The sequence below is a fragment of the Bacteriovorax sp. DB6_IX genome (assembly GCF_000447775.1).
In the GTDB taxonomy this organism is placed as follows: Bacteria; Bdellovibrionota; Bacteriovoracia; order Bacteriovoracales; family Bacteriovoracaceae; genus Halobacteriovorax_A.
Map to the genome: position 1 here is coordinate 1 of NZ_AUNJ01000438.1, position 12366 is coordinate 12366.

The window sequence follows — 12366 nt, forward strand, 5'->3', positions numbered from 1 at the left end:
TCTTTCCGAATAAGGAAATAATCCTAGGATGTGTATCGACTCTAGATGATCAATTAATTTCTATTGATAAGTTGGAGGTCTCAATGATAAGTGCGACATGCGGTTTAGCACATTCTCCAAGAGACCCCGCTACGATATTGCAGAATTTAAAAAAGTTAAGAAACAACCTTTAATGTATTTTGAATAATATCACTATACTGACCATATCCCCACATTAACACTTTCTGCTTCTTTGTACTCATGGCCTTATTTTGAGGTGAATTCCTCAAGTCTTTTACGAAGGATTCAACAGAGTCTAGGAGTGAGTTTAGAATCTTTTCGTCCTTATCACTTAAGTAAACCTTTTGAAGCTTCAAAGAATTGGTTACCTTATCATTAAAAAAAACGTCTATAATATTTTCTGAAACCTCTTTAATCTCATTTTTCAAAATCAATGGATGATTGACTTTCCCCCACGACTCTTCATCTTTTGAAATCTTATATTCACCTAGCTTGTAAGTGATCAGCCCTCTCTTTATTAATCTTGAGCAGATTGACAATAAGAATGAATAGTCTAGACCTGTATCATTTTGAATATTTTCAATTCGAAAATTGCCCTTAGCAATAGATTCAACAACAACTCTTTCTAATAATAGTAATTCAGACATTACATCTCCTAGGCTACAATATTTTCTGTACTAATAATTAATTCAAGTAAATTGAGTTTCTTTTTACAAACCATTTCGATCTCTTTTAGAGAAGAGTCCGAAAGTTGCATACGACATTTTTCGATAATATGGTCAAAGTCCTTTGCCTCATTTTTCTCTTCGAGCATCTCTTTCAATGCAAAGTACTCAGAAACTTTCATTTCATAACCATTAAAGATTCTAAAGACTCTTGTCATTTGAATCCCTGTTTGGGACGAAATTTGCTTATAAGTGTAATCAACTAATCTCTTTTTAAATTGATTTAATAATTCATCTTGATGCTTCATGTGTACCTCCTAGCTACGAAAGTAAAAGCAAGTCAAATGCCAACGTCATCATTAGTTAAGTACCTAATTCTAGGAAAGAATTGAGAATAGAGGTTCTCGTTTTCAAACAAATGTGTTCTCATATAAGAACGGAGCACAAATGATAAAAGTCGTAACTACAAATATTCGTTTTGATAATCCAGCAGATAAAGAACACAACTGGAGTGGAAGAAGAGAAATCCTTTCTAGTTTCCTTAATTCATATTCTCCAGATATTTTTGGAACACAAGAAGGATGGCAACCCCAGTTAAATGATTTGCACACTCTTGTACCAGATTATCTAATGAGTGATTCTCACCGAGACTGGATTGAAGATAGGATGTATCCGACGATTTTTGTTAAAAAAGACAGATTTGATAATTTATCAAGTGGAGATATTTGGCTGTCGGAAACACCTGAAGTTCCGGCGACGAAATCATTTGGTAGTGCATTTCCAAGGCTTTGTACTTGGGCAAAGGTTAGAGACAAAGACAATCAAAAAGAGCTCTTTATTGTTGACGTTCACCTAGATCACTTAAAAACAGAAACAAGACAAGAGCAAATCAAAGTACTAATCACTGAAGTCCAAAAGGTGAATACTGAGAGTTTACCAATGTTCCTTCTTGGTGATTTCAATGAAGCACCTCAAGATGAAGTAAGAAGGATTCTTGTTGATTCAAGCTTAGAGCTTGTTGATCCGTGGTTTATGTTCAGAAAGAAAGAAGAGCCAAGCCATCATAATTTTAAAGGCCATAGAGAAGATGGTGCGCGAATAGATTGGATACTTTGTTCTCCTGAGTTAACTCCCCTAGAGATTGAACTTTACAAGGAAAATGACCAAGGTATTTACCCTTCAGATCATTTCCCTGTTTTTGCTTCTTTTAAATTTTAAGACCTGCTTCAACACCTAAGTGGAGGTAAGTCTCCAATTTATTCTTAGTGTTCTCACAGATATCTTGAGAAGGTTTCCACTTACCTTTTTCTCCGATCACAATGACAGTTGAACCGCCAAAGAGGAAGTATCCTTTCTCATCGCCTCTATTAAAAGTCGTAAGGTCTGTGGATTGAACAATTCGTCCAACACATATTGCACCAACTTCAACATAGGCTAGTTTTCCAAAATTCTCTGTCTCCATTATTGTGACCTCTCTCACATTCGTAGAGAAGATGTCTTCTTTTGCTTTTAAGGCGATAGGATTAACAGAATGATAGAGCCCGCCTACCTTATAATAATCAAGAACCTTTCCATTATCTGGGTAATGAAACCTGTGATAATCGACAGGGCATAATCTGGCCAAAAGTAGCGGTCCGTCTTTAAAAGTTTCAATCCACTCTTGTTTTTGAAGAAGTTCCTTTGAATTAAGAAACTTTCCCTTAACTGGAACTGAATCCTCATCGTTAATTGATTCATAACCAAAATAACGGGCCTCACTAAAGGCAGGCATTATATTTGAATCTTTCACGAAGCTTCTCTTTCCATCCTTGAATCTTCTAATAAAAAACTCATTAAAATTTGAGTAAGGATATTCTGGAGAACGTCCATCTTCAGGAAGAAAGTCTTCCATCTGAATTTCAAAGTTTTCAACAAACTCAGGAATTTTATTACGGCTCATTGGCAAGCTTTGCATATACCCATAAAGAACACTTAGTGGAGCTCTTACTAAGGCACTCGATAGAACTTTCCCAGAGGCGGTATTATAGAGCCATTTTACTCCCCCATCTCCGTAGACTTTTTCAACTTCTACCTGTCCATTCTGTCTATTAAAATACTTTATTTCCAAGAGTTTATCTCCTAAATTCAATCAGTTAACACAATTTTTACAAAATTTTGGCTTGATGTGTAAAATCATTAGGATTATATCTATATATGAGAATGTCAGTCAAAGAATAGGAGGATCTGTGACAAAAGTAATTGCCTTAATCTCAATATTTTTTACCCTGAACACTTTCGCACTCTTTGAAATTAATGAAAGTAAAGCGCTCTTACAAGATGAGAAAAATACTATTTCTATTTTTAAAGATTCTGTGAATTCTGTCGTCCATATTTCAAATATTGGAAAAGTCAGAAGACGTGGACTCTTCTTTGACTATGACCCAATGGAAGTTGTTAAAGGGGAAGGAACAGGGTTTGTTTGGGATCAAGAAGGACATATCGTCACAAATTTTCATGTTGTTCAAGGTGGTTCTAAATTCACAGTGAATTTTCATAAAGATAAAAAAGCTTATAAGGCTAAACTTGTGGGTGTTGAGCCATCTAAAGACATTGCAGTTCTCAAGCTTATTGAAAGACCAAAGAACTTAAAAGGACTTGTTAAAGGTGACTCCAAAACACTTCAAGTCGGTCAAAAAGCTGTGGCAATTGGGAATCCATTTGGGCTCGATAATACAATCACACAAGGTATTATCTCTGCAACAGGAAGAAGTATTAAAGGAATTAGTGGTATTAAGATCTTTGATATGATTCAAACGGACTCATCGATCAACCCTGGTAACTCAGGTGGTCCACTCTTTAACTCAAAAGGTGAAGTTATTGGAGTGAATACGATGATTTTCTCTAACTCTGGTTCATCAAGTGGTGTTGGATTTGCCGTTCCAATTAATACTGTGAAACTTATTGTTCCTCAACTCGTTAAGTATGGTCAGGTAAAAAGAGCCGGACTCGGAATCAAACCGATTAGTAGAGAAGAACTCGCTTATTATTATGGTATCGACTTAGAAAAAGGTCTGCCTATTGGAATGGTATTTGACGGTGGGCCAGCAGAAGAAGCCGGACTGAAGGGCATGACTCAGAATAGAGATAGTATTTTCTTAGGGGATATTATTCTTGAAGTCGATGGTAAGCCTATCAATAGCTTTGATGATATTTTCAATGTCCTTTTTGAGTACAAAATTGGCGAAAAAGTAAAAGTTAAAGTTCTTCGAGGAAAAGAAGAAAAAGTATTCCAGGTAAAATTAAAAGAATTGAAGAGTAATTAATTTCTCTTAATCAATTGTAAAATCAGTAGGGGTGCTCCAATACAAGCGGTGATTGCTCCTACTGGTATCACATGAGACGCACTTACAGATCGACTAATCAGATCACAAAAAACCAAAAAACCACCTCCAAGCATAAAACAAAGGGTTATATTCTTAGAGAAATCATGTCCTAATAGCTTCTTTGTAAGATGTGGAATGATTAAGCCTACAAATCCAATAGGACCACAATACCAAACGATAAGGGCCACTAGAATATTCGAGATGAGAATCTGTATAAAGAAGATCTTTGGTATATCAACACCACGAGAAGAGGCGAATTCTTCACCAATGGAAATCATAGTAATTTCTTTTCGATAGTAAATCATTACCATTACTGAAATAAGAATTGAGGGAATTATGTAAAAAAGATCCTGGTACCCTACAATCTCAAGGCCACCCATCATCCAGCGAACTAGTTTTGATACACTTTCATTACCTAGGATCGTTTGTAAAAAGACAATTGCACTTGATGCGAAAATACCTAAGCACACGCCAAAGAGTAAGAGTCTCTCTCTTGCAATATTTCTTTTAAAACCAATCAGTATAAGAATAAGAATTGGGATATAGAAGACCACAAAGATAAGATCTTTATTCGCGACGAGTGAGTTTTCTAAAAGTAACTCTGAGACGGCCATTGCCAAAGCAGCAATGGATGAGATCCCCATCGTATAAGGTGTCGCTAGTGCGTTCTTGAAGATAACTTGGAATAACCATCCAACAATTGCAAGGCCACCACCAACAAAGAATGCCAGTAAAACTCGTGGAAGTCTCAAATTATGAAAGATAAAAGCATCTTGTCCATTTAAGTCAATTCCAAGAAAGCCATCAAAGCCAACAAAAGGAGCAATAAATAGAATTAGAATAGTAAAAATAATAACGGCGGTTCTCATTTATCTCACCACCATTTTTTGACATTCATTTATATAGAGAAATTTCTTATCGAAAATTTTATCAAGGGCCTTATCGTTGAAGAGAGACTTCGTAGAATTATCTATCATGAGCTCTCCTTCTTTCAGGCCAATTATTCGGTCACTTATATCAAGTAGAAAATTAATGTCATGTGACACTATGATAACGACCTTATTAGAAAACTCATTTTTTATAATATCTTCTAATAAATCAACATGTCTTGGATCGAGGTAATTCGTAGGCTCATCTAAGAGTATAATTTTTGAATCTTGATATAGTGAGCATGCCAAATTAAGTCGCTGCCTTTCTCCCCCACTCAATGAATTGACTCTTCTTTTTAAGAGTTCCTTCAATTCAAAGAGCTCTATGACACGCTCTTTTAAACCCTGATCTTCAGCCTTCCCATACCTTGAATATGAAAGGACATCCTCAACAAAGAGCTCGGTCATAATCTCATCTGCGCTTCCACAGTAAGAGATCAGATCAGTCCTCATACTTAGACTAAGGTCAGAGAGAGAAATATCTTGAAATGAAATTTCTCCCTCATATTTAATAAGATTTGCAATTGATTTTAGAAGTGTTGTTTTACCAGCTCCATTAGGGCCAACAATACCTAGAACAAGATTATTTTCTATTTCAAAAGAAATATTTGAGACAAGTTTCTTTAACTGAATTTCGACATTAATTCTTTCTACTTTTAGCACCAAAAACGTCCAATATATCTTTTAGAAGTAAATTAATTCTAGGACCTGGAACAACTGCATAGTCAGCAAAGAAGAATTTAATTCTTTGAGCATATGAAGTTTCTAGCCAGCTCTTTTTGACTTCACTATTCTGTGGAGACTCTCCTCCAACTCTAATGATATAATCAAATTTTAACTTCATTATACGCTCTAGATCAAGTTTTGGGTAACTTGCTCCGTCTTGCCTATAAGCATTAGTAAAACCAATCTTCTCAATAATATCGTTATAGAATGTATTTGTTCCGGCAACTCTTACAGAACGAAGAGAGCCAGCTTTGATGTCCTCACCAATTACTATAAGGACTTCTTTGGGCTTAAGTTTTTTAATCTCAAATGATTTTTGAAAACTCTCAATCTTCTTATGAGCACCCAATCTCATACTTTGATTAATTATTTTTAAGCCTTTTTCAATATCTTCAAGTCTCTCATAAGGGATAGCTTCGTAAGAAATACCTAACTTCGATAGTAGTTTCTCGTTCTTTCCACCTTTAATTGGAGCAAGAAAAACTACTCCTGGCTTTAAAGTCACAATTTTTTCAAGATTTAAAGAATAAGCCGATCCGATCTTTTCTTTTTCTTGAGCTTCCTTAGGATATTTACAATATGGAGTCACTGCCAAGAGATTCGACTCTCCGCCGAGATAATAAATCATTTCCGTAATAGAAGGTAATGTCGAGATAACTTTTGGGGGAACAGGTGGCGATAGAGAATACGCCAAAGAAGAGATATAGAGGGAAATGAGTAAAATTAAATTTCTCACATTTCCCTCTAAAAGAATTATTTCATTTTCGGATCTAATGCATCTCTTACTCCATCTCCAACGAGTACGAATAAGAATAGACTTGTAAATAGTGCTCCAGATGGGAACACGGCAAGCCACCAAGCAATAGTGAAGTTCTTATGGGCCTGAGCAAGTAGCTCCCCCCATGATGGTGTAGGAACTTCTAGTCCAAATCCAAGGTAATCTAAACCAGCAAGACCAGTAATACCTCCGGCAATTGAAAATGGCGCGAAAGTAATAATCGGTCCTAGTGAGTTTGGTAGAATATGCTTAAAGATAATTGTACTTGTTTTCGCACCCATACCTCTAGCAGCTTCAACGAACTCTAGGTTTCTATTTCTAAGGAACTCTCCCCTTGCATAGTAACTCACTCCCATCCATCCAAAAATAGACGAGATAACGATAAGTAAAACTAAGCTAGGCTTAAAAATTGAGATCATTGTAAGAAGAAGTAGAAAAACTGGCACAGTGTTGAAAATCTCAACAACTCTTTGCCCAAAGAAGTCTACCTTTCCACCAAAATAACCCATTAGTCCACCAAGTAAGACCCCAATAACTGTTGATAGGAACCAAACGAGAACAGCATAGGCAATACTATACTTATAACCATAGAGAAGTCTTGCAAAGACATCACGTCCTCTATCATCAGTCCCAAACCAGTTCTCTGATGAAGGAGCTGAAGGGTATTCATCAACCGTATCATTTGACTCTAGTGGGTTCCATTTTACAATTGGCCAAATAGCGTAGTCACCATCTTGGCTTAGGTCTAGTTTTCTATAATTTACAACAAAAGAATCTGTGATTCCAAAATCCTTTGGGTGGTACTCAGCAAAAACAGGAAAGTATGTCTCTCCCTTATACTTCATCATCAAAGGTTTGCTATTGGCGATCATTGGAGCCGTAAAAGTTAATACAACTGATACAAAAAGAAGAATACAAGCTGTTACAGAGCTCTTTCTCTTCTTAAAACGTCTCCATCTCTTAAGCGTTAATTCGTTTTCTATAAATCTTTCAATCATGAGAAATCAATCCTTGGGTCAACTACCACATAAAGAAGGTCACTAATTAAGTTTCCGATAAACATAAGACATGTCTGAATAAAGAAAAGTCCCATGATAACGTTGTAATCTCTTTCTAAAAGAGACTGGAATCCAAGGAGACCTAAACCATCAAGGTTAAAGATTGTCTCGATGAAAAGTGATCCAGCAAAGAAAAGTGATAGGAAGTGTCCAAAACCAGTAACAATTGGAATAAGAGCATTTCTTAGAGCATGCTTCATATATACAACTTTATCAGCAAGACCCTTGGCCTTAGCTGTTCTGATATAATCTTGGCTAATAACTTCTAGCATTGAGTTCTTCATAAGAAGAGTAAGTACCGTAAACTGTCCTACCATGTATGAAATAAGAGGTAGAATAAAGTGCCAAACTCTATCTTTAATCTGTCCCCAAAGAGTTAACTCATCATATGAATCTGAGTAAAGATCTCCAATTGGGAACCAATCCATAAAAGTTCCACCAGCAAAGTAAACTAATAAGAGAATACCAAGCATGAAACCAGGGATTGAATATAGTGCAGAAAGCAAGAAACTTGATCCCACATCAAACTTAGAGCCATGTTTAATGGCCTTCAGCACCCCGAGCGGAATACATATAAGATAGGACATGAGAAATGAGATAAGACCAAACTGAATAGAAACAGGAAGCTTACTCATAACAACATCAAGAACTGGCTCTTCATAAGTAAAACTCTCTCCAAAATCTAATCTTGAAAGGTTCTTTAACCAGATCCAGTATCTCACGTGAAGTGGCTTATCAAATCCATACTGCTTATTTAAAGCTTCGATAACTTCCGCTGAAACAGCGCTATCTCTTGATGAACTATCACCGCCAGATCCTCCTCCAGATTCTCCAGCACCACCGAAACGCATTTGTTGAAGTTTTTGCTCAACCGGTGAACCTGGGGCCAGGTTAACCATCGCAAACATTAAAATAGTGACCCCCAACATTGTGGGGATCATTATTAAAAGACGTCTAATTATGTAATTTAACAACTATAACTCCTAAATAATAACTCTAGCTGTAGCAAAAATTGGTTGTGGTTCTAAATTACTTAGTAATCCACCAGTGTTCAAGACCTACACCGTAAGTGTATGTATCTTTTTCACGCCCCATTCTCTTAGTGTGACCATAGAACAGGTACTTATCGTTAAATAAGAATACATATGGGTAGTCTTCAGCAATTTGCTTATAAACTTTATTTAGGATTTCTTTTCTCTTTTTCTTATCAAGAGTAAATCTAGCTTCGTCGATCCACTTATCAACATTTTTATTCTTGTATCCAACAAAGTTAGATCCCATGTTGTCAGCAGATGAAGAGTGCCATACTTGCTTTGGATCCCAGTCAACTGATCCACCAGACCAACCAAGTCTAACAGCATCAAAGTTTCTCTCATCAAGGGCCTTAATAAAAGAGTTCCACTCGATGAACTTAATCTTAACGTCGATACCTGCTTTTTTAGCATCTTCTTTAAACATTGTTAGGTATTTAACAAATTCTTTAGATGGCTCAAGGATTGTGAATGAGAAGTTTACCTTCTTACCGTCAATCATCTTATCAAGAATTTTATCTCCATCAGTATCTTTCCATCCTTCTTTTCTAAGAAGAGCTAGAGCTTTCTTAGGATCAAAGTCTACTGGCTGAACTGTTTGGTTAGCATACTCTGATTGAAGATATACTGGCCCAGTTGCAGGAAGAGAGTATCCATAACGGAATTTCTTAATCATCTCATTTCTATCAACTAGGTGGTAAAGAGCTTTTCTTACATCTTTAGATTTAAATAGTGGGCTTCTAAGGTTCCAACCGATAAATCCGTATCCCTTAGGTGCCTTGTTCTGAGTCTTAACCTTAAATACAGATTTTCCCCATTTTGAACCTTTAGTCTTCTTAACAAATTCTTCTGCAGAAAGACCGTTATAATCTAGATCACCTTTTTCAAGTCTCTGAATAGCGATAGTAGAGTCTTTGATGAATCTAAGGAATAGTTTGCTGAAGTTATTCTCATTCTTTCTACCTTCAACAGAGTTCCCCCACCACTTCTTATTAGCAACAAGAGTGATCCCCTTTCCTCTTCTAAATTTCTTAAGAACATATGGTCCTGTTCCAACAAGAGTCTTATTAAGCTTTCTTTTCTTAGCTTTTTTAACATCTTCATAGATATGTTTTGGAACGATTGTCAGACCTGCAGCAACTTCAAAGTTTCTGAAGTACTTATTTTTTACATGAAATCTAACAGTCTTCTTATCAAGAATTTCAACTTTCGCGATATTCTCGTAATATGACTTTAAGTGAGCTGTCTTATAAATATTCTTCGGGTGCATAATTGCATCATAAGAAAACTTAACATCTTCAACAGTTAATGGCTTTCCATCGTGCCATGTTACACCTTCTCTAAGAACGAAGTCATACTTTAGACCGTCATCAGAGATTTTCCAAGAAACTGCAAGAGCAGGTTTCCAGTCAAATGTATCAACATCTCTCTCTAATAGAGACTCAAGAATATAAGATTGTACTCTTGAAGCATAAGCATCAGATGATGATAATGGGTTTAAAGTAGTCGGTGTACTACCTAAGTTGTAGTAAAAAGTTCCACCTTTTTTAGGCGCAGGACTCTTTGCAGATAATGCCGAGTGAGCTCCTAATAGAGTCAACAGTAGCAATAGACTTTTAACTATTCTCATGGTTCTTCCTTTTGCTTGATTGTTCAGCCAACATATAAAAAAAACGGCGAAATTGCTAGTATTCGACTCTACTTATTTAGAAAGGGTTTGACTAGTAGCAAGATGGCACTACTTCAAATAATAGTATTTAGGATCGAGCGACCAACGGTCTAGAGAAAGGTTCTCATCCCTAACGCGGTACTTCTCAAGTTTGTGATCAACCTCGTTTAGGCGAACCTTAAGACCTTCATTGTTTCGTACAAGTTCCTGCTGGTCGTACTCGAGCTTTGATAACTCTTCTTTCCACTCAGCAAGTAACTTCTTTCTCAATATTTCATATCGAGTATTCAAACTGTCGACGCGCTGCAAATATGTATCAACAAGTTTAGAATTTCTTGCAATCTTACTCTGTAACGCCAGGCGTTTTTTTACAAGAATCTCAATTAATTCTTTTCCCATAGCAATATTATTTTCGAGGTCCTTACTATGGAAATAATAGTAACGCCCGATGGCAAACGGTGACACATCGTTGCAATTCGAAAATTTTGGAACCTTTAAAAGAATGTGGGTACTAGATCGACCAAGAACAAAGGCCTTACATTTAAATGTCTCTTGATGCTGGGCCCAAAATTCGACCGCGTCCATTTTGTTAATATACTTCACATTATCAAAATCAACTTTGAAACGAAGAATCCTTGCTTCCTCAGATATACTAGATACCCTTCCGGAAAAATATCCAGACTGATCCTTGGCCTTCACTTGAAGGCATAGTAAAATGCTCAGACATACAAGAAGCGTTCTCATGCTTCTATTTTGCCAGAGGCAGCATAATTTTACTAAGGGGATGATGTTGCCCGCATGACAATAACTAACGTGGCTTTTGAACAATAATACTAGAAATAAAGTCTCGGCGATGTTGTGCTTCTTCATACTTCAGAACTCTAAAGTCTGAAAAAAGACTCAGTAACTCTGCTTCCCTAAGAAGGTAAATATCATCCTCTTTGAGCCCGTTAACAACTTTTTGCTTTATATTGAAGCTTTCGAATATAAGAACTCCTCCAGGCTTAAGCCAGGACTTCAGTTTCTTTACAACCTCTCGGTCTACATAATAGAAGCAAATAATAGCATCAAGAGAATTCTTAGGAACTTTATAATCAGCTACTGACTTATGTACCGTTTCTATCCTTACACCAAACTCTCTGGCAAGCATGCGTGCCTTTTTCAAAGCAACACTACTAATATCAATTCCAGTGACTTTGTAGCCCTTCGAAGCGAGAAAAACGGCATTTCTTCCCTCACCCATTCCAATATCTAAAACTTTCGCTCCTTGAGGAATATATTCAAAATTTCTCGATAGGAATTTTGCAGGAGCCTTTCCATAAACATAGTTTGTTCGAGAGTACTTCTTGTCCCAAAAACCCTTTGAAGTATCAGCGCCTCTTCTTGCTCCAGTTAGCAACTCAAAGCGATTTCCAGAAATAGCATCTCTGGCAAAGGAATTTATATTGAATAAAAAAGTAAGTATTAATAATAATTTCATTAAGCAACTTTGTGATCTTCGTTTTCTACCCGTTCCAATTTCTGCATTTAGAAAAAGTTACCAATGTATCATAAAGTGATGTGACATCTCTAATATACAACGCCACCTTATCTTCGATCATCGCAGGCATGTCTTCTGTATGATTACAATACCAACGCATATTTTCAACTTTAGTGTAGAAATTATCTAATGCGACAATAACCTCAGGTGATAAAAGTTTTAAGTTATCAACAGAGATTGAAAAATACAGTGAGCTGAAAATATCTTTGAAATGCTCGCGAGTTCTTTTTAGTGAAAGGATTTGGAGATATTCGACTTCGCGAAAACGAATTCTTTCATAAAGTCTTTTTGCATCATTCTTTAAAATAACGAGAAGCCTAATGGCCTCTTCAGATGGTTTATTCATCCCTCTCTCCAATCAATTACTTAAAACTAGGAAGTCTAGCTTTTCTTCCTCCTGGCCAAGCTTTACTCTTACTTGTCAGGTCTTGATAAATTGTTCTTCCTATCAATTCTGTCATTTGAAACATACTAACAGGTAATCTCTCTTGATAGACCTTTCCTTCTTTTAAGAAACGAGTATCGTGAAGAGTCTCAAAAGAGGAATATTCAAATAGAGTGATCTTACCTGTTCGTAAAAAGTAATTTAAATATCTCTTTAATAGAAT

Annotated in this window: 15 protein-coding genes; 2 read left to right on the plus strand and 13 right to left on the minus strand. The window is 36.3% G+C overall.

The window, feature by feature from the left end; genetic code table 11:
• Window positions 1-155: 155 nt before the first annotated feature.
• Together M901_RS13575 and M901_RS13580 are read right to left on the minus strand one after the other, a co-directional pair.
• Window positions 156-647, minus strand: a complete 492-nt coding sequence (locus tag M901_RS13575; RefSeq protein ID WP_021278784.1) for a hypothetical protein — start codon at window positions 645-647, stop codon at window positions 156-158.
• Window positions 648-655: 8 nt separating this feature from the next.
• Window positions 656-973 carry a hypothetical protein gene (locus tag M901_RS13580; RefSeq protein WP_021278778.1) on the minus strand — a complete coding sequence of 106 codons (318 nt, stop codon included), beginning with the start codon at window positions 971-973 and terminating at the stop codon, window positions 656-658.
• A 139-nt stretch (window positions 974-1112) separates the two neighbouring features.
• Here M901_RS13580 and M901_RS13585 point away from each other — a divergent pair, with 139 nt between their 5' ends.
• A complete protein-coding gene (locus M901_RS13585; RefSeq protein ID WP_021278782.1) occupies window positions 1113-1883 on the plus strand; it encodes an endonuclease/exonuclease/phosphatase family protein in 771 nt (256 codons plus the stop codon).
• On the opposite strand, the gene M901_RS13590 is transcribed toward M901_RS13585, so the two are convergent.
• Window positions 1873-2772 (minus strand): phosphatidylserine decarboxylase, encoded by a 900-nt coding sequence (locus M901_RS13590; protein WP_021278789.1) that lies wholly within the window; start codon window positions 2770-2772, stop codon window positions 1873-1875. The genes M901_RS13585 and M901_RS13590 overlap by 11 nt on opposite strands.
• Window positions 2773-2890: 118 nt before the next feature.
• Between M901_RS13590 and M901_RS13595 the strand changes: the two genes are divergently transcribed.
• On the plus strand, window positions 2891-3967 hold the full coding sequence (locus tag M901_RS13595) for a S1C family serine protease (RefSeq protein WP_021278783.1): 1077 nt from the start codon (window positions 2891-2893) through the stop codon (window positions 3965-3967).
• Here the strand turns inward: M901_RS13595 and M901_RS13600 are convergent.
• The 10 genes from M901_RS13600 to M901_RS13645 form a co-directional block, all read right to left on the minus strand.
• Complete coding sequence (locus M901_RS13600; protein WP_021278785.1) at window positions 3964-4896, minus strand: iron ABC transporter permease; 933 nt, start codon at window positions 4894-4896, stop codon at window positions 3964-3966. The two genes, M901_RS13595 and M901_RS13600, sit on opposite strands and share 4 nt — an antisense overlap.
• On the minus strand, window positions 4897-5619 hold the full coding sequence (locus M901_RS13605; RefSeq protein WP_021278792.1) for an ABC transporter ATP-binding protein: 723 nt from the start codon (window positions 5617-5619) through the stop codon (window positions 4897-4899).
• Complete coding sequence (locus M901_RS13610; RefSeq protein WP_021278781.1) at window positions 5597-6418, minus strand: helical backbone metal receptor; 822 nt, start codon at window positions 6416-6418, stop codon at window positions 5597-5599. Before M901_RS13610 ends, M901_RS13605 begins: the two co-directional genes overlap by 23 nt.
• 17 nt (window positions 6419-6435) lie before the next feature.
• Window positions 6436-7458, minus strand: a complete 1023-nt coding sequence (locus tag M901_RS13615; RefSeq protein ID WP_021278780.1) for an ABC transporter permease subunit — start codon at window positions 7456-7458, stop codon at window positions 6436-6438.
• Window positions 7455-8426: an ABC transporter permease subunit gene (locus M901_RS13620; protein ID WP_021278791.1), complete on the minus strand. Its 972-nt coding sequence runs from the start codon at window positions 8424-8426 to the stop codon at window positions 7455-7457. The genes M901_RS13615 and M901_RS13620 overlap by 4 nt, the downstream gene beginning before the upstream one ends.
• A gap of 121 nt (window positions 8427-8547) precedes the next feature.
• The gene (locus tag M901_RS13625; protein WP_021278788.1) at window positions 8548-10179 is read right to left on the minus strand and encodes a peptide-binding protein; all 1632 of its coding nucleotides are present in this window, start codon (window positions 10177-10179) and stop codon (window positions 8548-8550) included.
• A 108-nt stretch (window positions 10180-10287) separates the two neighbouring features.
• Window positions 10288-10962, minus strand: coding sequence for a hypothetical protein (locus M901_RS13630; protein WP_021278787.1), 675 nt, complete (start codon window positions 10960-10962; stop codon window positions 10288-10290).
• A gap of 64 nt (window positions 10963-11026) precedes the next feature.
• Window positions 11027-11698 (minus strand): bifunctional 2-polyprenyl-6-hydroxyphenol methylase/3-demethylubiquinol 3-O-methyltransferase UbiG, encoded by a 672-nt coding sequence (locus M901_RS13635; protein WP_021278790.1) that lies wholly within the window; start codon window positions 11696-11698, stop codon window positions 11027-11029.
• 25 nt (window positions 11699-11723) lie between these two features.
• Window positions 11724-12104 carry a hypothetical protein gene (locus tag M901_RS13640; protein WP_021278779.1) on the minus strand — a complete coding sequence of 127 codons (381 nt, stop codon included), beginning with the start codon at window positions 12102-12104 and terminating at the stop codon, window positions 11724-11726.
• A gap of 16 nt (window positions 12105-12120) precedes the next feature.
• Window positions 12121-12366: hypothetical protein (locus M901_RS13645; RefSeq protein ID WP_021278786.1), on the minus strand; the 246-nt coding region annotated here is incomplete at its 5' end.